This is a genomic window from Brevundimonas sp. A19_0, from assembly GCF_017744255.1.
In the GTDB taxonomy this organism is placed as follows: domain Bacteria; phylum Pseudomonadota; class Alphaproteobacteria; order Caulobacterales; family Caulobacteraceae; genus Brevundimonas.
In genome coordinates, this window is sequence record NZ_JAGHQP010000019.1 from 1 (window position 1) to 18,849 (window position 18,849).

The 18,849-nt window shown below is 67.6% G+C and carries 20 protein-coding genes; 8 read left to right on the plus strand and 12 right to left on the minus strand.

All coding sequences use genetic code 11. From position 1 onward, the window contains the following. Window positions 1-251: 251 nt before the first annotated feature. Entirely contained in the window at window positions 252-818 is a 567-nt protein-coding gene (rsmD, locus tag J7346_RS13220) for a 16S rRNA (guanine(966)-N(2))-methyltransferase RsmD (protein ID WP_209120441.1), read from the minus strand. Beyond that, entirely contained in the window at window positions 815-2,236 is a 1,422-nt protein-coding gene (locus J7346_RS13225) for a pseudouridine synthase (protein ID WP_209120442.1), read from the minus strand. The genes rsmD and J7346_RS13225 overlap by 4 nt, the downstream gene beginning before the upstream one ends. Before the next feature lie 12 nt (window positions 2,237-2,248). Here J7346_RS13225 and tadA point away from each other — a divergent pair, with 12 nt between their 5' ends. Together tadA and J7346_RS13235 are read left to right on the plus strand one after the other, a co-directional pair. Further along, window positions 2,249-2,743, plus strand: a complete 495-nt coding sequence (gene tadA / locus J7346_RS13230) for a tRNA adenosine(34) deaminase TadA (protein ID WP_245157871.1) — start codon at window positions 2,249-2,251, stop codon at window positions 2,741-2,743. Continuing rightward, window positions 2,740-3,144 (plus strand): MliC family protein, encoded by a 405-nt coding sequence (locus J7346_RS13235; RefSeq protein WP_209120444.1) that lies wholly within the window; start codon window positions 2,740-2,742, stop codon window positions 3,142-3,144. Before tadA ends, J7346_RS13235 begins: the two co-directional genes overlap by 4 nt. Here the strand turns inward: J7346_RS13235 and aroB are convergent. Continuing rightward, entirely contained in the window at window positions 3,141-4,244 is a 1,104-nt protein-coding gene (aroB, locus tag J7346_RS13240) for a 3-dehydroquinate synthase (protein WP_209120445.1), read from the minus strand. The genes J7346_RS13235 and aroB overlap by 4 nt on opposite strands. After that, a complete protein-coding gene (locus J7346_RS13245) occupies window positions 4,241-4,819 on the minus strand; it encodes a shikimate kinase (RefSeq protein ID WP_209120446.1) in 579 nt (192 codons plus the stop codon). Before J7346_RS13245 ends, aroB begins: the two co-directional genes overlap by 4 nt. 53 nt (window positions 4,820-4,872) lie before the next feature. On the opposite strand from J7346_RS13245, the gene J7346_RS13250 reads away from it, so the two are divergent. Continuing rightward, window positions 4,873-5,790, plus strand: coding sequence for a tyrosine recombinase (locus J7346_RS13250; RefSeq protein ID WP_209120447.1), 918 nt, complete (start codon window positions 4,873-4,875; stop codon window positions 5,788-5,790). A gap of 84 nt (window positions 5,791-5,874) precedes the next feature. Next, the gene (locus tag J7346_RS13255; protein WP_209120448.1) at window positions 5,875-6,825 is read left to right on the plus strand and encodes an acetyl-CoA carboxylase carboxyltransferase subunit alpha; all 951 of its coding nucleotides are present in this window, start codon (window positions 5,875-5,877) and stop codon (window positions 6,823-6,825) included. Here J7346_RS13255 and J7346_RS13260 read toward each other — a convergent pair. The 5 genes from J7346_RS13260 to J7346_RS13280 form a co-directional block, all read right to left on the minus strand. Beyond that, window positions 6,822-8,705: an ABC transporter ATP-binding protein/permease gene (locus J7346_RS13260; protein WP_209120449.1), complete on the minus strand. Its 1,884-nt coding sequence runs from the start codon at window positions 8,703-8,705 to the stop codon at window positions 6,822-6,824. The two genes, J7346_RS13255 and J7346_RS13260, sit on opposite strands and share 4 nt — an antisense overlap. A 97-nt stretch (window positions 8,706-8,802) precedes the next feature. Further along, the gene (locus tag J7346_RS13265) at window positions 8,803-9,819 is read right to left on the minus strand and encodes a low specificity L-threonine aldolase (RefSeq protein WP_209120474.1); all 1,017 of its coding nucleotides are present in this window, start codon (window positions 9,817-9,819) and stop codon (window positions 8,803-8,805) included. Continuing rightward, window positions 9,819-10,787: a mechanosensitive ion channel family protein gene (locus tag J7346_RS13270; RefSeq protein ID WP_209120450.1), complete on the minus strand. Its 969-nt coding sequence runs from the start codon at window positions 10,785-10,787 to the stop codon at window positions 9,819-9,821. The genes J7346_RS13265 and J7346_RS13270 overlap by 1 nt, the downstream gene beginning before the upstream one ends. A 68-nt stretch (window positions 10,788-10,855) precedes the next feature. After that, entirely contained in the window at window positions 10,856-12,664 is a 1,809-nt protein-coding gene (locus J7346_RS13275; protein WP_245157872.1) for an ATP-binding protein, read from the minus strand. Window positions 12,665-12,751: 87 nt separating this feature from the next. Continuing rightward, a complete protein-coding gene (locus J7346_RS13280; protein ID WP_209120452.1) occupies window positions 12,752-13,066 on the minus strand; it encodes a BolA family protein in 315 nt (104 codons plus the stop codon). A 45-nt stretch (window positions 13,067-13,111) separates the two neighbouring features. Here J7346_RS13280 and J7346_RS13285 point away from each other — a divergent pair, with 45 nt between their 5' ends. The 3 genes from J7346_RS13285 to J7346_RS13295 are packed head-to-tail and all read left to right on the plus strand — an operon-like array spanning window position 13,112 to window position 15,845. Beyond that, window positions 13,112-13,768 carry a J domain-containing protein gene (locus tag J7346_RS13285; protein ID WP_209120453.1) on the plus strand — a complete coding sequence of 219 codons (657 nt, stop codon included), beginning with the start codon at window positions 13,112-13,114 and terminating at the stop codon, window positions 13,766-13,768. 41 nt (window positions 13,769-13,809) lie between these two features. Beyond that, a complete protein-coding gene (cobS, locus tag J7346_RS13290) occupies window positions 13,810-14,814 on the plus strand; it encodes a cobaltochelatase subunit CobS (protein ID WP_209120454.1) in 1,005 nt (334 codons plus the stop codon). Window positions 14,815-14,819: 5 nt separating this feature from the next. Then, the gene (locus tag J7346_RS13295; RefSeq protein WP_209120455.1) at window positions 14,820-15,845 is read left to right on the plus strand and encodes a hypothetical protein; all 1,026 of its coding nucleotides are present in this window, start codon (window positions 14,820-14,822) and stop codon (window positions 15,843-15,845) included. A 74-nt stretch (window positions 15,846-15,919) separates the two neighbouring features. Here J7346_RS13295 and J7346_RS13300 read toward each other — a convergent pair whose 3' ends face one another. Next, entirely contained in the window at window positions 15,920-16,507 is a 588-nt protein-coding gene (locus J7346_RS13300) for a hypothetical protein (RefSeq protein ID WP_245157873.1), read from the minus strand. A gap of 139 nt (window positions 16,508-16,646) precedes the next feature. Here J7346_RS13300 and rpmG point away from each other — a divergent pair, with 139 nt between their 5' ends. Beyond that, entirely contained in the window at window positions 16,647-16,814 is a 168-nt protein-coding gene (gene rpmG / locus J7346_RS13305; protein ID WP_029417689.1) for a 50S ribosomal protein L33, read from the plus strand. Between the two features lie 63 nt (window positions 16,815-16,877). On the opposite strand, the gene J7346_RS13310 is transcribed toward rpmG, so the two are convergent. Then, on the minus strand, window positions 16,878-17,456 hold the full coding sequence (locus J7346_RS13310; protein WP_209120456.1) for a class I SAM-dependent methyltransferase: 579 nt from the start codon (window positions 17,454-17,456) through the stop codon (window positions 16,878-16,880). A 27-nt stretch (window positions 17,457-17,483) separates the two neighbouring features. Next, window positions 17,484-18,848, minus strand: a complete 1,365-nt coding sequence (locus tag J7346_RS13315; RefSeq protein ID WP_209120457.1) for a PleD family two-component system response regulator — start codon at window positions 18,846-18,848, stop codon at window positions 17,484-17,486. Between the last annotated feature and the right edge of the window lies 1 nt (window position 18,849).

Genomic DNA, 18,849 nt, shown 5'->3' on the forward strand with positions numbered 1-18,849 from the left:
GAGATCGAGGCAAGGGTCGAGGGGGATACTCGGCCGTTCCGGGAGATGTCGCAGGACATCCCCGCCCGCCGGGGGCGCTGCGGTAAGGCCCGAATACGGCCACCCGACGCAAGCTTCCGGAAAACCACCGCGCGGAGCGCCAGCCTTCGTCGAAACGGTATTATTCATCATCTCCGGGCGAAGGCCCGGCGCTCCGCCTGCCCTCCAACCTCTGCCGCGTGCGGCGAGAGGGGCTTCCGCGCGCGCCGTCCTCAGGCCTCCCGCTTCAGGAACAGCACCTGCGCCGCGCCGTAGTCGCGCTGGTCCAGCCGGTCATAGCCGGGCGTCTCGATCTCGGGCTCGGTCGCGCCGCGTTCGAACACCACGATCGCGCCGGGCGCCAGCCAGTTGCCCTCGATCAGCCGGGTCAGGGTCTGTTCCCCCAACCCCTTCCCATAGGGAGGATCCAGAAACGCCAGGGTAAACGCTTCGCCCGCCGAGCCGGGGCGGGTGCCCAGATCGGTGGCGTCGCGGCGGTGCACCCGGGTCGCGCCCATCAGCCCATAGGCATCGGCATTCTCGCGGATGGCGCCGCGCGCTTCGTCGGCCGTCTCGACGAACAGGCAGAAGGCCGCCCCCCGGCTCATGGCCTCAAAGCCCAGGGCGCCCGAGCCGGCATACAGGTCCATGACCCGCGCCCCGGCTAGCGGTTCGGCCCACGCCGCGTGCTCCAGCACATTGAACACGGCCTGCCGCGCGCGGTCGCTGGTCGGGCGGGTGCCCTGACCGTCGGGGGCGACGATCGCCCGCCCCTTCAGCCGTCCAGCGACGATCCTCATTTCGGCGTGCGACCGCCTCGCGGACCACCCCGGGCGGGCGGACGACCGCCGCCACCGCCTGCCGGGCGACCGCCGGAGCCGCCCCCGGGTCGGCCGCCGGGTTTACCGCCCGGCTTGCCGAAGGACTTCCCGGCGGGCTTGCCTCGTCCTTCGCCCCTCGGCTTGTCACCCCAAGACTTCTCGCCCCGGGGCTTGTCGATGAACTGGTCCTCGCGAGGCTTGAAGGCGCGTTTGGGCCGCTCGGCGCCCTCCCCGCCCTCGCCGTCCGGCCGGGCGCGGGGCTTGAAGGATTTGGTGTGCTCGAACTTGGGCTTGGCCTTGGCCCAGCCGTCCTTTTTCGGAGCCCGGCGTCCGGTCTCGGCGCGCTCGGCGGCCTCGGTCGTGGCGACGCCCGCGGCGCGGACCCGGCTGGGCTTCCTCGACGGGTCCGACAGGGCCGAGCCCGACTTGCCGACCACCACCGGGCCACGCGGGCGCCGGCCGGGGATGGGCGCGGGGGTCGAGACCGTATTGCCCTGCGGCAGGTTCTCGGGCCGGATATACTCGGCCAGCATCTCGCGGATCACCCGGGGGCCGACCTCCTCGACCGAGCCGACCGGCAGTGTGCCCAGCTGGAAAGGCCCGTACGCCAAGCGGATAAGCCGGTTGACCGTCAGGCCGACCGACTCCAGCACCTTGCGAACCTCGCGGTTCTTACCCTCGGTGATCGACACGCTCAGCCACAGATTGGCCGGGCCGCGCCCGTCCTCGCTGGCCGTCTCCTTGGCCTTGTCGATGGTCGCCTCGATCGGGCCATAGTGGACGCCGTCGACGGTGGTGCCGTTCTTGAGCGTGTCCAGCTTGTCCTGGGTGATGCGGCCGCGGGCCCGTGCCCGGTACTGTCGCACCAGCGCCGTGGTCGGCAACTCCAGCGCCCGGCTCAGCTCACCGTCATTGGTCAGCAGCAGCAGGCCCTCGGTGTTGAGGTCCAGCCGCCCGACCGAGATCACCCGGGGCAGGCCACTGGGCAGGGCGTCGAACACCGTCGGCCGCCCGGCCGGATCCATGTGCGAGGTCACCAGCCCGGCGGGCTTGTGATAGCGCCAGACGCGGGTCGCCTCGGCCGCGCCCACCGGCTTGCCGTTGACGGTGATCACATCGTCGCGGGTCACCAGGGTGGCCGGCGTGTCGAGGATCTTGCCGTTGACGGCCACCTGTCCCAGGCCGATCAATCGCTCGACCTCGCGGCGGCTGGCGATCCCGGCACGGGCCAGCGCCTTGGCGATCCGCTCGGTGCGCTTGGGCTCGGGCTTGCCGCCCTTGGCGTCGCGCGGTCCATCCTTGCGGTCGTATTTTCCGCCCGGTTTGCGGCCGGCAGGGCCGCCGCGCTCTTGACGCGGGCGGGGCTTCTTGTCGTTGTCTTTGGAATGACGGTCCATGATGAGCGGTTCATGCGCATGGCATTGGCCCTGGCGCAAGCGGCGGCGGACGCGGACGAGGTCCCTGTCGGCGCAATTCTGGTGGATGAGGCCACCGGAACCGTCATCGCCGAGGGCGCAAACCGGCCGATTTCCAGCTGCGATCCCACGGCCCATGCCGAAATCGTCGCCCTGCGCGCCGGGGCCGAGGCGCTGGGAAACTACCGTCTGACGGGGCTGACGCTCTATGTGACGCTGGAGCCCTGCCCCATGTGCGCGGGCGCTCTCAGCCTGGCGCGCGTCGGCCGGGTCGTCTGGGCCGCCGATGATCCCAAGGGCGGGGGTGTGATCCACGGCCCCCGCGTCTTCGACCAGCCGACTTGCCACTGGCGGCCGGCGACCGCGCACGGCCTGCTGGCCGGCGAGGCCGCCGATCTGCTGAAGCGCTTCTTCCGCGCCCGCCGGGGAACGGCCTCCGCCCGCGCCCGTTCGGAAGCCGAACCGACCCCGGAGGGACACCGCCCATGATCCGAGCCCTGATCGTCTGCGCTGGGCTGACGGCTGCCCTGTCTGGCTGCGACAGTCCCACACCGGTGAGCGATGACGGCGATGCCGTGCAGGAGCGGGCGGTCGAGGCGCAGACGGCCCGGCGCCGCACCGGGGCAGAAATCCAGGAGCGCATCCTGCACCGCCAGATCGAGGCCTCTTACGTCTGCGTCGGCGGCGACCGCCTGACGGTCGATTTCGACAATCGCCGCGAGATGGCAACCGTGCGCAATTCGACCGGCGAGGCCTTTGACCTCTATCTCGAGCGCGCGGAGGACGGCATCTGGTATCGGGGAAGCGGCAATGAGTTGCGTGGCTCGGGCACCCAGGCGGTCTGGAGCGTCAAGGGCCGGGACCCCGTCGATTGCCGGGCCGTCGACTAGGTCGCGCCCGCCGCCTTCAGGAACGCGCGAACGCGGGCCGCCTCTACGTCGCGCGCCACGAATGCCTCACCGATCCGGCGGGCCAGCACCAGGGTGAGACGCCCGCCCTCGGCCTTCTTGTCCTCGGCCATCCGGTCCAGCAGGGCATCCGCCTCGAAGGCCCCCACGTCGGACAGGCGTGTCGGCAGCCCTGCTGCCCGCATGGCGGTGGCGACCCGCTCTTCCTCAGCCTCAGCGCACAGCCCCTCCCGGGCCGAATAGCCGAACGCCAGGACGCAGCCGAGCGCGACCGCCTCCCCGTGGGTCAGGAGGCTCTCGTCAAAGCCCAGTTCGGCCTCCAGCGCATGGCCGAAGGTATGGCCGAGGTTCAGCAGGGCCCTCTGGCCGGCCTCGCGCTCATCGGCGCCCACCACCGCCGCCTTGATGCGCACCGACTGCTCGATGGCCTCGGCCAGTGTGGTGTCGTCCACGCCGACCGGATCGCCGACCGCCGCCAGCGCATCGAAATAGGCGGCATCGGCCAAGAGGCCGTGCTTCAGCATTTCGGCCCAGCCCGACCGCAGCTGCCGGTGCGGCAGGGTGCGCAGCACGCCGGTATCGGCCACCACCCGGCGCGGCTGGTGGAAGGCGCCGACCAGATTCTTGCCGCGCGGGGTGTCGATGGCGGTCTTGCCCCCGACCGAGGAGTCGACCTGGGCCAGAAGGGTCGTCGGCACCTGGATGAAGTCGATGCCGCGCATGAACAGGGCCGCCGCCAGCCCGGCCAGATCACCGATCACCCCGCCGCCCAGCGCCACGACCAGACTGGACCGGTCGAGACCGTGCCCCAGCAGGGCATCCAGCACCTGTTCCAGCGTGCCAAAGCTCTTGCTGGCCTCGCCGGGCGGGACCTGCACCGCGTGAGCCCGGGCGCCGCTCGCCTCCAAGGCCGCCAGGACCCGCTCGCCATGCAGGCCGAAGACCGTCTCGTCCGAAACCACCGCCACCGCACGTCCGGGCCGAAGCTCCGGCCACTGCCCGATGGACTCGATCAGGTCCGGACCGATCACCACCTCATAGGGCCGGAATCCGGCGCCCGAGACCGCGACGATCCGGCTCATGCCGAGGCTCCACGCTGATGGTCGGCGATGGCGCGGATGATGGAGTCGACGGCCTGGGCGTGGGCGCCGGCGCCCACCTCGACCGTGACATCGGCAAAGGCGTAGATCGGATAGCGGACCTCGGCCATCTGCTTCAGCGTCTCCAGCGGATCGCGCCCCCGCAACAGCGGCCGCGTGTCCCGCCGCCGCACCCGTTCGGCCACGACCTTGAGGTCGGCCCGCATCCAGACCGTCAGGGCCTTCTCCTTCAGCAGGGCCCGGGTCTCGACATTCATGACGGCCCCGCCGCCGGTGGCCAGCACGATCGGCGGCCCCTCGACCAGCCGTTTCATCACCCGGGCCTCACCCGCCCGGAATTCGCCCTCTCCATAGAGCGAGAAGATGTCCGAGACCGTCATGCCCGCGGCCTCCTCGATCTCGGTGTCGCCATCGGCGAAGGGCACGCCCAGGCGGCGTGCCAGCCGACGCCCGACGGTCGACTTGCCCACCCCCATCAGCCCGATCAGGGCGATGGTGCGGTCGACGGTCACGGTCGGGAGCCTGTCAGGCTTGGCGGCGGCGGCGGCTGGGGTCATGATCGCTTCGACCTCTACACCATGGCGCGCCAAGCGCCACAGTCAGGGCACCCGTGACCCCCCAGATCGAAGCCTTTCTGGAAATGATGGCTGTGGAGCGTGATGCCTCGCCCCACACCCTGTCGGCCTATGGCCGTGATCTGGCCGATGCGGAGGCCGGCCTCAGGGAGTCGGGCGGACTGATGCAGGCCGATTCGCCGGCGCTTGAGGCCTGGTATGCCGACCTGTCGCGCGCCGGGCTGTCGGCGGCGACCGCGGCCCGGCGGCGCTCGGCGGTCCGCCAGTTCTACCGCTTTGCCCTGTCCGAAGGCTGGCGGACAGATGACCCCTCGCGGCGGCTGGAAGCGCCCGCAGGGGGACGGCCGTTGCCCAAGGTGCTGAGCCGCGACGAGATCGAGCGGCTGTTCGAACGGTTGGCCGAGCGGGATGGCCCGTCGGCTCTGCGGCTGCTGACGCTCGTCGAACTGGCCTATGCCTCGGGCCTGCGGGTGTCGGAGCTGCTGGCGCTGCGGGTCGAGCCGTTCCGCCGGGATCCCGACCACCTGATCGTGCGCGGCAAGGGCGGCAAGGAGCGGCTGGCCCCCATCGGCCCTGCCGCGCGGCGGGCAGTACAGGCCTGGCTGGCTGTGCGCGATGGGGCGCGCAAGCCCAAGGCCCCCGACAGCGTCTGGCTGTTCCCCTCCTCCGGGGCGTCCGGTCATCTGACACCCCGGCGTTTCGCCCAACTGCTGGAGCAGGCCGCCCTCGACGCCGGGCTGGAGCGCGGCCGGGTCACGCCCCATGTGCTCCGCCACGCCTTTGCCACCCACCTGCTGGAGGGCGGGGCCGACCTGCGGGTCGTCCAGACCCTGCTGGGCCATGCCGACATCTCGACGACACAAATCTATACCCACGTCGCCCGCGACCATCTGGCCCGGGTGGTGCGCGACAAACATCCGCTGGGACGCCCCCGGCCGCCGTCCGACGACTGAACCCCGCTTGCCCCCCGGCGTTAGGGCCACTAGGTTCCGCCGCCTTTCCCGGGGCGATGTCTCCGCCCGCTGCAGGATGCCTTCATGGCCACCCACTACCTCGATTTCGAAAAGCCGATCGCGGACCTCGAGGCCAAGATCGAGGAACTGTCCCTGCTGTCCGAAACGGCCGGGTCCTTCGAGGCGGAAATCGCCGGCCTGACGCGCAAGGCGGCCGAGCTGCGCCGCAAGATCTACGGCAAGCTGGACCCGTGGATGAAGACCCAGGTGGCCCGACACCCGCAGCGCCCGCACCTGGTCGACTATATCGACGGCCTGTTCACCGACTTCGTCGAACTGCACGGCGACCGGCAGTTCGGGGACGATCAGGCGATCATCGGCGGCCTCGCCCGCTTCCGCGGCCGCCCCGTGGTGGTCATGGGCCAGGAGAAGGGCCACGACACCCAGACCCGCCTGACGCACAATTTCGGCATGGCCCGGCCCGAGGGTTATCGCAAGGCCGTCCGCCTGATGGACATGGCCGAACAATACAGCCTGCCGGTCCTGACCTTCGTTGATACGGCCGGGGCCTATCCGGGTCTGGGCGCCGAGGAGCGCGGTCAGGCCGAGGCCATTGCGCGCTCGACCGAGCGCGGCCTGACGCTGGGCGTGCCCTCCATCGCCACCATCACCGGTGAGGGCGGATCGGGCGGCGCCATCGCCATCGCCGCCGCCAGCCGGGTGCTGATGCTGGAACACTCGATCTATTCCGTCATCTCGCCCGAGGGTGCCGCCGGCATCCTGTGGCGCGACGGAGCGCGCGCGAAGGACGCGGCCATGGCGATGAAGATCACCGGCCCGGACCTGATCGGCCTCAAGATCGTGGATCGCCTGATCGACGAGCCGGTCGGCGGCGCCCACAGCAACCGCACCCAGGCCATCGCCAATGTCGGCGACGTCCTGGCCGAAGAGCTGGAGGCCATGAAGGGCCTGTCGCCCGAGGAGCTGCGTCGCCAGCGGGCCGACCGCTTCTACGCCATCGGACGCATGAACTAGGCCTTCGCGGCCGAGCCCCGCGTCTGCTTGCGCCACAGGGTCGCGTATTCACCGCCGTGCCGCGCGACCAGTTCAACGTGGGTGCCGCGCTCGACCACCCGGCCGTCCTTGAGCACCAGGATCAGGTCGGCATCAGCCACGGTCGACAGGCGGTGGGCCACCACCAGGGTCGAACGCCCGGCCCGCGCCTTCCTCAGGGTTTTCTGGATGGCCTGTTCCGTCCGGCTGTCCAGCGCGCTGGTGGCTTCGTCGAGGATCAGCAGGCGCGGATCGGCCAGCAGGGCCCGGGCAATCCCGACGCGCTGGCGCTCACCCCCGGACAGTTTCAGGCCGCGCTCGCCGACCTTGGTGTCCAGCCCGTTCGGCAGGGTGCGGATGAAGGTCGCCAGTTCCGCGGCCTCGGCCGCCTGCCAGATGTCCGCCTCCTCCGCGCCCGGCCGGGCAAAAGCGATGTTAGAGCGCAAAGTGTCGTTGAACAGGGCCACATCCTGCGGCACGAGGGCCATGGCGCGCCGAAGCGACGACTGGGTCACCGCCCGTGCGTCCTCGCCATCAATAGTCACACGGCCCGACTGGGGATCCAGCAGGCGCAGGGCCAGCTTGACCACCGTGGACTTGCCCGCCCCGGACGGTCCGACCAGGGCGACGGTCTGGCCGGGCTCCAGTACGAAGCTGACGTCCTCCAGCCCGGCCGAGCGGGCATCGTGGCGGAAGCTGACGTCCTCGAACGCCAGGCACCCGCCCCGGGCATCCAGCGGCCGGACCAGGTCGTGGGCGTTCGGCGCGTCCGCCACATGGGGCCGCTGGCGTGTGACCTTCAGCAGCTCCTCCATATCGATGAAGCCTTGGCGGATTTCCCGATAGGCAAAGCCCAGAATGTTCAGCGGCGCATAGAGCGAGATCAGGATCAGCACAGCCGCCATGACGTCGCCCGGTCCCAGGCGCCCGGCCGCGGCCTCGAACCCGGCCATGACCGCCATGATGGCCAGACCCACGTTCATGATCACGGCCTGCAGGCCGTTCAGCATGGCCAGCGAATTGTTGGCCTTCAGCGCCGCCTGCACATAGGTGGACAGCGCCTGCTCATAGCGCGCCGACGTCCGGGTTTCGGCTCCGAAAGACTTGACCGTTTCATAGTTCAGCAGGGCATCCACCGACAGGCCGGCGGCCTCCGAGTCGGCGGTGTTCATGGCCCGGCGATGTTCCAGCCGCCACCCGGCCATGCCGAAGGTCGCAACGGCATAGATGACCACCACCCCGACCGCGACCAGGGCGAACCGCCAGTCGTAGCGCGCACCCAGCACTCCGGCCGCCATGACCAGTTCGATGCCGGTCGGTGCGAGATTGAAGACGATGATCCGCAGCAGGAAGTCCACGGCCCGCGAGCCGCGCTCCATGGTCCGTGACAGGGCGCCGGAGCGCTTGGTCTGGTGAAAGTCCAGCGACAGCGACAGGGCATGGGAAAAGGTATCGGCCGCCATCTTGCGCTGCGCCGCCGCCCGCACCGGGGCGAACACCACGTCTGACAGCTGCGGCGTGAGCGAGGACAACAGGCGCACACCGGCCCAGCCGACCGCGAAGGCGGCGAATCCCCAGCCGACGGCCACGGCAGCCCCCTGCCCCGCAGCCAGCTCGTTGACGGCAATGCCCAGCACCACCGGCGCCGCCACGCCCAGCGCCTTGCCGGTGAGGGTCAGGGCGAGGGCGGCGATGATCCGGAGTCTGAGCTGCGGCGCGCCCGAGCGCCCGACGACCCCGAACAGATCGGCCAGCGCCTTCCAGGTCGGGGGTGTCTCGACAGGGGGATCGGCCGCCGATGCGCCGTCCAGAGCCTTGACCGCGGGGTCCGCCTTGCGCCCCCGCCCCCGTTCACCACGCATCGCCATCCGCCCTATATGGAGAGCGTCGCCGTCAGCTCAAAGGCCTCAATCCACCGGACAGCGCGCGCGATACACGGCCCGCTCGTCATCCGGACAATCAGCCGACCTCGGCGATCGCCTCGACCAGTTCTTCGACCGCCTCGTCGGTCGTCGCCCAGGAACAGACGAACCGCACCGAGCCGTCGTCGAAGCGGTAACAGGCCCAGCCCTTCTCGTTCAGCCGGGCATGCGAGGCCGCCGGCATGCGCACGAACACGGTATTGGCCTCGACCGGGTGGGCCAGCACATGCGGCGAGCGCATCACGATGCCCTCGGCCAGCTTGCGCGCCATGGCGTTGGCGTGGGCGGCGTGGGTCTCCCAGGCGCCGGTCTCGAGCAGACCCAGCAGGGGCGCGGCCAGGAACCGGCCCTTGGACGCCATCTGGCCGGCCTGTTTCAGGCGGTTGTCGACGCGACGCGCCAGCGAGGTGTCGAACATCACCAGCGCCTCGCAACACAGGGCACCGGCCTTGGCCCCGCCCAGTACCAGTACATCGACGCCCAGTTTCGCAATGTCGGTCAGGTCGAAGCCCGATGCCACGGCATTGGCCAGACGGGCGCCGTCCATGTGCACGCCATGGCCGCGCGCCTTCACGGGATCGATCAGCGCCTTCAGCTCGTCATGGGTATAGACGGTGCCGTATTCGGTCGCCTGCGTCAGGGACAGGGCGGCCGGGGGCTGCCGATGGCCGACCTCTGGTTCGGCCAGATGGGCGGTCAGGGCGGCCGGGTCGATCTTGCCGGAGAACCCCGGCAGGCCGATCAGGCCGACGCCCTGGCCGAAAAAGCCGGGCGCCCCCGTCTCGTCCGTGCAGATGTGGGCGGCATGGTGGGCCAGCACCGCCTCGAACGGCCAGGCCAGCATGGACAGGGCTAGCGAGTTCGCCGCTGTGCCCGAAAAGACGAAGCGGACCTCGGCCTCGGCATCCAGCTTCTGGCGGATCAGGTCCGCTGCCCGGGCCGTGACCTCATCCGTGCCATAGGCGCGCGCGAATCCGCTGTTGGCCTCGGTCATGGCCGCGAGAGCCTCAGGCGCCATGCCCGCCGTATTGTCGGAGCCGAAGTCGTAGCGCATCACGCCTTGCCATCCCGATCGTCGGTCTTGCCGGCCTTGTCTGACTTTTCCGTCTTGTCAGCCGAGACCATCACCAGGCGCGCCAGATCGGCCCCTTTGTGCGGCACTTCGACCTGATGCGGGAACGGAATCTCGATACCCGCCTCATCCAGCGCTTCCTTGCCGCCCTGCATCAGGTCGGCCTGGGTCTGCCACCAGTCGCCGGAATAGACCCAGGCGTGCAGGGTGATCTGGACCGCACTGTCCAGCAGTCCGGTGACCCCCGACCAGACGGGCGGGTCCTCCATCACCTTGTCATGGCGGGTCGCGACGCCTTCCAGCACCTCGCGGGCCTGTTTCAGGTCCTCGCCATAGCCGACGGTGAAGTCGATCTCGACGCGGCGCCGCGTCTGGCCCGACAGGTTCAGGATGCGGTCGCCGAGCACCAGCGAATTGGGCACCACGATCTTGTGGTTGCTGGCATTGGTCAGCTGGGTCGTGAACAGGTCCAGCTTGGTCACCGAGGCCGTGACGCCGCCGATGTCGACCACATCACCGACCCGGTAGGGGCGCAGGACCAGCAGCATGACGCCGGCCGCTACGTTCGACAGCGTGCCCTGCAGCGCCAGACCCACCGCCAGCGAGGCGGCGCCGAGAACCGCGATGATCGAGGTGGTCTGGACTCCCAGCCGCTGCAACACCGCGATCAGGCCGAGGATCAGGACCGCAACCCGGACCACCTGGACTGCAAAATTCAGGACTGTGGAATCGTGGCGGAAGGCGCTGATCCGTCCCAGCCCCTTGCGTGCGGCCGACGCCGCCCAGCGCGAGGCGACAATGGTCGCAATCAGGATCAGGATGGCCAGGGTCAGGTTGACCGCGAAGTCGCCGACCAACTGCGTCGCCTTGGCGATCATGGCCGCATCGAGGGTGATGGCATCACGACCCGAGGCCAGGGTCGTGGCAAGGAGGCTGGTGCTGTCGCTCATGCCCCGGGTCTAGCGCGACCACGGGCCATGTGAACCCCCTGCCCCGGAATTCTTTGCCGGAACAGGCCTCAGGCGGCCGCCTGGGCCTGCATATCGACGCCCGACATTTCGCGCAGGGCCTCGCGGCCTTCCCCGACCCGGGCCATCATCTGGGCCAGGGCGACAAAGTCGATCGGCTTGTTGAGATAGGCGTCGGCACCGGCGTCCAGCCCCGCGGCATGGTCCTCGCTGCGGGCCGAAGCCGACAGCACCACGATCGGGGTCTCGGTGTTGGCACCGTTGCCTTCGCGGATGTGGCGGGTCGCCGTCAGGCCGTCCATCACGGGCATGTTGACGTCCATGATGATCAGGTCGAACGCCTGGGTCGCGCAGGCATCGAGCGCCAGCTGGCCGTTCTCGGCCGTAGCCGACACATGCCCGGCCGAACCCATCCAGGCCTCCAGAATCATGCGGTTCACCGGGTGGTCCTCGACGATCAGGACCGACATCTGGCGACCGTCCTCGACCTCGGCGCTGATCTCCTCGACCGGCGCCGGTGCGGCCCATTCCACCACCTCGGCCTCGACGGCGAAGGTGAAGATCGAGCCCTTGCCCAGTTCCGACTGGATGGTGATGTCACCGCCCATGATGTTGGCCATACGGCGCGAGATCGTCAGGCCCAGCCCGGTGCCGCCGAAGCGACGCGTCGACGACGCATCCACCTGGGTGAAGGGCTGGAACAGCCGCGCCATGTCTTCCGGCGAAATGCCGGTGCCGCTGTCCTTGACCTCGAACTCGAAATTGACGCGACGGTCGGCGACGCGCTGTCCGCGCACCGTATAGGTCACGGCGCCCGTGTCGGTGAACTTCACCGCATTCGACAGCAGATTGTGGATCACCTGGCAGACGCGCAGGGGGTCGCCCCGCACCACGGCCGGAATCTCGCCTTCCGTCTGGATCTCGAAAGCCAGACCCTTGGCCTCGGCCTGGGCCTGGAAGGGGCCGGTGACGCGGCGATGCAGGTCCTCAACCGAGACGTCGACCGTCTCGAAGGTCATCTTGCCCGCCTCGATCTTGGTCATGTCGAGGATGTCGTTCAGCAGGCTCAGCAGATTGTCGCCCGAGTTGCGGATAATCGACAGATATTCGCGCTGGGTGGCCTCCAGACGGGTCGCGCTCAGCAACTGGGCGGCGCCCAGCACCCCGTTCATGGGGGTGCGCAGCTCGTGCGAGATGATGCCCAGGAAGTTCGACTTGGCCTCATTGGCGGCATTGGCCTTGTCGCGGGCGGCTTCCAGCTCCTCGATCAGATGGGCCTGGTGGGCCTGGAAGGCGCGAATGCGCTCCTCGCGCATCATGGTCATGGTGACCAGCACGAACAGGCCCGCGGCCGTGAACGGCACCACGGCCATGAACGGCCAGAAGATCGGGCTGCCCCACAGGCTCACGGCAATGATCAGGGCAACGGCCCCGTAGGGTGACGAGATCACCATGGCCTGACGCGGCGAGCTGCGCAGCTGGGCGAACACCAGCACATAGCCGGCGACCAGCAGGCTGAGCGCCAGCGGTTGTCCGAAGGGCGTGCCCGAGAACCAGGCCAGCAAAGGCGCAGCGGCCCAGGCCGCCGTCGTCACGGTTGCCACCAGCGGGAAGATCAGACCCCAGCCCGTGCCGACGCGTTGGCTGATGCGCTTTTCGACGGCCCCGCGGATCGCCCCGGCGGCCAGGGTGCCGACGAACCACAGGCCCGCGGTCACAGTGCCCAGGGTGGCCAGCAGGCCAAGTGCCCAGCTGGTGATGATCAGATAGCGAAGATACTGGGTCTGCAGGATGGCGCGCAGCGCTGCCGCGGCCTCTCCCGGCGCCGAATCCTGCCCTAATCCGTCTGTTTCGACCAAGGCGGGCCCCCTCCGCACCGTCATCTGGAAGCCGACACGCTAGGCAGAAGGTTCTAAGAGTAGGTGAATCTGCGTATCTTTCGCGGCTTACGATCCGGACGCGGACTTTTCGGCCTCCGCCGGGGTCAGGGCCTTGACCGACAGGGCGTGCACCGGCCCGGCCAGCTCCTCTCGCAACAGATCCAGCACGCGGCGCTGGCGCTCCACCCGGCCCATGCCCTCAAAGGCGGTTGAGACGATCACCAGGTTGAAATGGCTCTCTCCGCCGGGCTTCGCATCCATGCCGCCTTCATGGTGGTGACCGGCATGCCGCGCGCTGTCGTCGACCAGTTCGATGGCGTCCGGTGACAGGGCGGCCCCCAGTTTTTCAAGAATTCTTTGGGCAACAGGGCCATGCGACATGTCATCTTCCTTGATGAGGACCAAATCAGGCCTACACTTTGGGGGATGCCTTCATCCTTTCAATACAAGCCGCGCTTCACGGACATCCGCGTCAAGCCGCCCCGCACCGAAGAGGAGCGCGTGGCCGAGGCCGATGTGCTGCACCTCAAGCCCGGCGAAAAGCCCTGCCAGTGGCCCGACTGCACCCGGGCTGCAACCGCCCGCGCGCCCAAATCGCGCGAGCGCATCAATGATTTCTACGATTTCTGTCAGCCCCACGCGGCCGAGTACAACAAGGGCTGGAATTTCTACGCCGGCATGAGCGAGGCCGAGATCGCTGCCGCGCGCGAGAATGAGGCGATGACGGGCGGCCGCCCGACCTGGGAGATGAAGGCCGGTCGCTTCAGTCGCGAGGCGGCCGCTGCATCACGCACGTCCGGCACCGGTGGCACCTGGCGCGACAGCTTCGGCCTGTTCGGGCGCAAGGGCGAGGCCGTGCCCGAGAAGCCCGGCGAGGACCGCCGCATCGGCCGGCTGGAGCGCGCGGCCCTGGCGGACCTCGATCTGGAGCCGGGCGTCGAGAAGAAGGCCATCAAGGTCCGCTACCACGAACTGCTCAAGCGCTTTCACCCCGACCACAACAAGGGCGACCGCGGCGCCGAGGCCAAACTCCAGCGCGTGATCAAGGCCTGGAAGACGTTGCAGAAGGCGGGTCTGGCCTGACGGGCTTCAACTTGCCCCCCGCATCCGCTAATCGCACCCTCATGACCTCTCCGCTCGACTCCTCCCCCGATCCCCTGCTGACGCTCGAACCCCACCGGCAGGTGTCGGTCCGCGAGCTGTTCGGCGTCGACTCGGACATGACCGTGCCGGTCTTTACCGAGCGCGACAGCCACGTGCCCGACATCGACGAGGCCTATCGCTTCGATCCCCAGACGACGCTGGCTATCTGCGCAGGGTTCGCCTTCGACCGCCGCGTCATGGTTCAGGGCTATCACGGCACCGGCAAGTCGACCCACATCGAGCAGGTCGCCGCCCGCCTCAACTGGCCGCTGGTCCGCGTGAACCTCGACAGCCACGTCAGCCGGATCGATCTGGTCGGCAAGGACGCCATCGTCCTGAAGGACGGCAAACAGGTCACCGAATTCCGCGAGGGCATGCTGCCCTGGGCGATCCAGCGGCCCATCGCCCTGGTGTTCGACGAATATGACGCCGGCCGCCCCGATGTGATGTTTGTCATCCAGCGCGTGCTCGAGGCCCAGGGCCGCCTGACCCTGCTGGACCAGAACCGGGTCATTCGTCCGAACAAGTTCTTCCGCCTGTTCGCCACGACCAACACCATCGGTCTCGGCGACACCTCGGGCCTCTATCACGGCACCCAGCAGATCAATCAGGGCCAGATGGACCGCTGGAACATCGTCACCACGCTCAACTACCTCGACCACGACGTCGAGGCCGAGATCGTGGCCGCCAAGATCCCCGACTGGCAGGATGCCGAGGGCAAGCGCACCATCGCCGCCATGGTCCGCGTGGCCGACATGACCCGCAACGCCTTCATGAACGGTGACATCTCGACCGTCATGTCGCCCCGCACCGTCATCACCTGGGCCCAGAACGCCATCATCTTCGGCGGCGACGTCGGCCTGGCCTTCCGCCTGACCTTCCTGAACAAGTGCGACGAGCTGGAACGGCCCACGATTGCGGAGTTCTATCAGCGGGCGTTCGGGGAAGACCTGCCGGAAGCGGCGACCAGGGTGAAGGTGGGGTAGGGAGAATGCTCCGAGACAAGACGCTATTCATTGTCGGGGCAGGAGCAAGCAGCGAGTTCAAACTTCCCGTAGGATGGGAACTCGCGGAACAGATTTCTCGAAAACTGGACCTGCGGTTCTCCGGCTCAAGGATCGTCGATAGCACCGGAGATCTCGGAATCTTAGATGCTATTCAAACGATCTCCAATGGAGACGTGAACTCGTTTCTCCATGCCTGCTGGCTCATAAGGGACGGAATCCAATTTTCTTACTCTATAGACAATTTTATTGATACACACCGACACAATAAGAGGGTCGATATTTGCGGAAAACTTGCGATAGCAAAGTGCATCATGGATGCAGAGCGCAAAAGCACTCTATACACCAAGACTCATGACGGCCCCAATCCCGCTCTCAACGCAATGGGAACTTGGATTTCTGGCCTTATCCGCGTCATGCAGAACGGCGTCACCAAAGATCACGTTGACCAATTCTTCGACGACAGCGCTTTCATCGTCTTTAACTATGACCGTTGCCTAGAGCATTTCTTCTATCACGCGCTCAAGGGCCTTTACGGCATGTCGGATGCAGAATCCGCCAGCATTATGGAAAAGATGCGGGTGTACCATCCCTATGGCAAGGTAGGCGCATTGCCTTGGCAGGTTAACTCTCTCGAGAAGTCTGTATCTTTTGGCTCGGAAGATCGAGCCAGATTTTTAGTACCACTGCTAAATGGTATAAAGACCTATACAGAGCAAACTGACTCAAAAGACAATACTGACAAAATTGCCGATATTGTTGATCAATCTGACACGATCGTATTTTTAGGATTTTCTTTTCTGCCTCAGAACCTTGACCTATTGGGGCGGGGAATAAAGACCATCAGGCGCAGACGCGTAATAGGAACTGGCAAAGGTCTCTCAAGGGCAGATCGAGAGATCGTGTCTCGTTCACTTGCGGGACTCACACGCCCCGACTCGAATGATGTCATCATTGAGGAGGCAACCTGCGCCGAACTCATCGCACAATATGGGCGGTTTCTAGGACGCTAACCCCACTCGGAGATATACTTTTCGGGGTGCCGCGTTCTCTCCGCCTCGGATCGCATCAACGACCAAAGGTCCATCTACTCCCCCACCGGCTTCGTCAGGTCGAAGCTCACCCGCAGCAGGCGGTTTTCGCGGGATAGTTCATAGACGAAGGTCTCGCCCGGATTGACCTCGACCGCCCAGACATTGGTGGTCGAGACCGCCGCATTGTTGGCGTTGAACAGGGCGATCGAGAAGGCATCGACCGGGAACTCCTGACGCGTCGCCGTGCCCGCAGTCTCCGTGTCACCCCCGTACCAGTGCAGGGTGTGGGCCGTGCCATCGGGGTCGCGGTGGTCGTGCTTGAGGCGCAGGCCGTCGGGTGTGCGGCTGATCACCCAGGTGCGGCTGTGGTCGGCGCCCACATGGAAGGGGATGCGGATCTCGCTGGCGGAGCAGTCGCGCACTTCCATGACCAGCCGCTGGCGGCGCATCTCCGCGTCGGCGGCGTCGTGGGTGACAACCTGCCCCTCAAAGGTCTGGCCGCACAGGGCGGTCAGGTTGGCGAAAAAGGCATCCTGCGCACTGCCCTCCCCCCCGCCCGGCACACCGGTCGCACAGCCGGCGAGCAACACGAGCGACAGGGCGGCGGCGGGGACGCGAGCGGTCATGGACAGGGTTTTCATGGCCGGAACTCTGGCGGGCCTGTGGCAGGCAGACAAGAAAAACCGCCTGTGGCATCGACGGCGTTGACTTGGGCGCGCGCCTGAGTATGTTCCGCGCCTCTCATTCCACGGCTTTCGCCGTCGCAAAGGTAATTGTCCGATGGCCAAACCGGCTTCCATCAAGATCCGCCTGAACTCCACCGCGGACACCGGCTTCTTCTACGTCACCAAGAAGAACGCCCGCACCATGACCGAGAAGATGGTCGTCAAGAAGTACGATCCGGTCGTGAAAAAGCACGTCGAGTTCAAGGAAGGCAAGATCAAGTAACCCCTTGATCACCTGACACGTTTGCAACGCCCGGCCCGAAAGGTCCGGGCGTTTTGCTGTGCGCTACCCGGCCTTCCTTGCCTCGAAATAGTGGTTGCCGCCCGCGTCGGTCGACCGGCTCACCAGCGCAAGGCCCGCGGCATCAAGCGCTTGCCGGTAGGCCTCCTCGCCCAGCGAGCGCGAGGGGAGATCGGTCAGCACATCCGTCCATTCGCACGCCTGTCGGGGCGCGCTGAACAGGAACCGGCCGCCGGGCTTGAGAGCCCGGGCGACCCGCTCGATCAGCCTTCGCTGATCCCCGTCCGGCAAAAGGAACAGCAGTCCGACGGCCACGGCACCGTCAAACCGGAGACCGAACAGGTCGCTCTGCTCCGCCGCCTCGCAGGCGACCGGACAGTCGGGAAATCTCCGCTGGTATTCGGCCAGCAGGTTCGGGGACGCGTCGACGCCCCACACCTTGAGCCCTGCCTCGACCAAGGTGCGCGTGACCGGCTCGCCGAAGCCACAGCCGATGTCCACCACCGCGGCGCCCGGCGGCAGCTGTTCGGCCCAGCGGCGTACAATATCGGCCCCCACGTCGGACCGCGCCGCCATGAAGGCGTCGGCCACCGCATCCCAGCCGTGTGAATTATCCGGCGTCATGGGGTCAGGCTAGCACGCCGCCGTGTTCTAGGCCGCGCGGGCGATTACCCGGTTGCGGCCGGCGGACTTGGCCTCATAGACCCCCTCATCGGCGCGCTTCAGCAGGGCATCGGGAGTGTCGTCGCGCCCGGTCGTGGTCGCCACGCCGATCGAGATCGTGATCTGGAGATGCGCGTCCCCGTTCATGACCGGGAAGGGCGCATTGGCCATGTCGGCCCGGATACGGTCGGCGATGCGGACGGCGTCTTCCAGCCGCGTGCCCGGCATCACGACGACGAACTCCTCGCCCCCCATCCGGCAGGGCAGATCGACGGCCCGGACCTTGGTCGCCAGCCGCACGGCGAACTCGCGCAGCACCTCATCGCCGGCATCGTGACCGAAGCCGTCGTTGACCGCCTTGAAGTGGTCGATGTCCAGCATCAGCAGCGAGACCGGCTCCCCGCCCTGGCTGGCGCGGCCGACGAGGGCCTGGAGCTGCCCGGCCATATAGCGCCGGTTGTGCAGCCCGGTCAGGGCATCCGTCACCGCCATTTCGAGGCTGTAGTCCAGCTTCTGGCGCAGGAAATCGGCATAGCGTTTGCGACGCACCTGGGTGCGGGCACGGGCCGCCAGTTCCTCGACGTCGATGGGCGCGGCCAGGATGTCGTTGGCGCCCAGTTCCAGCGCCTTGATCATGCGGGCGCGCTGGTGCGGGTCGACCACCGCCAGCACCGGCAGCGGGCGGGTCGATTCCAGCGACCGGCTCTGGGCCACGAGGCGAAGGCCGTCGAACCCGCGCGAGGCCGTATTGGCGATCACCAGATCGAACGGTCCGCGCAGGGCGGCCAGCCCCTTTTCGATATCGGTCTCGACCGTCAGCCGGTGCTCGCCGTCCAGCTGGCTGCGAATGCGCTCGACCTGGCGGGCGTCGTCGTCGACCAGCAGGATCCGCCCGCCGGTGGCGCGCAGCCGCCCGGCCGAGTCTGTGTCGACGCCGAGCCGGCGACCGCTCTCCTCGCGGGCCCGCAACTCGTCCATGATGGATTTGAGGCGCGTCAGCGACCGCATGCGGGCCAGCAGCACCACATCGTCGATCGGCTTGGTGACGAAGTCATCGGCCCCCGCCTCGAGGCCCTTGATCCGCTCTTCGCGGCCGTCCAGCGCCGTCACAAGCACCACGGGGATGTGGCGGGTCGCCGGGTCGGCCTTCAGCCGGCGACAGGTCTCGAACCCGTCCATGTCGGGCATCATGACGTCCAGCAGGATGATGTCGGGGTGATGCTCGGCCGCCAGCTCCAGCGCCGCCGCCCCGCTGCCGCAGGTCAGGACGTCATAGTATTCCAGCGTCAGCTTGGCTTCGAGCAGCCGGACGTTGGTCTCGATATCATCGACGACAAGGATTCTGGCTGGCATG

Bases quoted from the DNA above. Each gene is read 5' to 3' on its own strand.
- cobS (WP_209120454.1), top strand. From the start codon at position 13,810: ATGACCTCTCCGCTCGACTCCTCCCCCGATCCCCTGCTGACGCTCGAA.
- J7346_RS13295 (WP_209120455.1), top strand. From the start codon at position 14,820: ATGCTCCGAGACAAGACGCTATTCATTGTCGGGGCAGGAGCAAGCAGC.
- J7346_RS13235 (WP_209120444.1), top strand. From the start codon at position 2,740: ATGATCCGAGCCCTGATCGTCTGCGCTGGGCTGACGGCTGCCCTGTCT.
- tadA (WP_245157871.1), top strand. From the start codon at position 2,249: ATGCGCATGGCATTGGCCCTGGCGCAAGCGGCGGCGGACGCGGACGAG.
- J7346_RS13270 (WP_209120450.1), bottom strand. From the start codon at position 10,787: ATGAGCGACAGCACCAGCCTCCTTGCCACGACCCTGGCCTCGGGTCGT.
- aroB (WP_209120445.1), bottom strand. From the start codon at position 4,244: ATGAGCCGGATCGTCGCGGTCTCGGGCGCCGGATTCCGGCCCTATGAG.
- J7346_RS13265 (WP_209120474.1), bottom strand. From the start codon at position 9,819: ATGCGCTACGACTTCGGCTCCGACAATACGGCGGGCATGGCGCCTGAG.
- J7346_RS13225 (WP_209120442.1), bottom strand. From the start codon at position 2,236: ATGGACCGTCATTCCAAAGACAACGACAAGAAGCCCCGCCCGCGTCAA.
- J7346_RS13280 (WP_209120452.1), bottom strand. From the start codon at position 13,066: ATGTCGCATGGCCCTGTTGCCCAAAGAATTCTTGAAAAACTGGGGGCC.
- J7346_RS13315 (WP_209120457.1), bottom strand. From the start codon at position 18,848: ATGCCAGCCAGAATCCTTGTCGTCGATGATATCGAGACCAACGTCCGG.
- J7346_RS13255 (WP_209120448.1), top strand. From the start codon at position 5,875: ATGGCCACCCACTACCTCGATTTCGAAAAGCCGATCGCGGACCTCGAG.
- J7346_RS13310 (WP_209120456.1), bottom strand. From the start codon at position 17,456: ATGACGCCGGATAATTCACACGGCTGGGATGCGGTGGCCGACGCCTTC.
- J7346_RS13245 (WP_209120446.1), bottom strand. From the start codon at position 4,819: ATGACCCCAGCCGCCGCCGCCGCCAAGCCTGACAGGCTCCCGACCGTG.
- J7346_RS13285 (WP_209120453.1), top strand. From the start codon at position 13,112: ATGCCTTCATCCTTTCAATACAAGCCGCGCTTCACGGACATCCGCGTC.
- rpmG (WP_029417689.1), top strand. From the start codon at position 16,647: ATGGCCAAACCGGCTTCCATCAAGATCCGCCTGAACTCCACCGCGGAC.
- J7346_RS13260 (WP_209120449.1), bottom strand. From the start codon at position 8,705: ATGCGTGGTGAACGGGGGCGGGGGCGCAAGGCGGACCCCGCGGTCAAG.
- rsmD (WP_209120441.1), bottom strand. From the start codon at position 818: ATGAGGATCGTCGCTGGACGGCTGAAGGGGCGGGCGATCGTCGCCCCC.
- J7346_RS13300 (WP_245157873.1), bottom strand. From the start codon at position 16,507: ATGAAAACCCTGTCCATGACCGCTCGCGTCCCCGCCGCCGCCCTGTCG.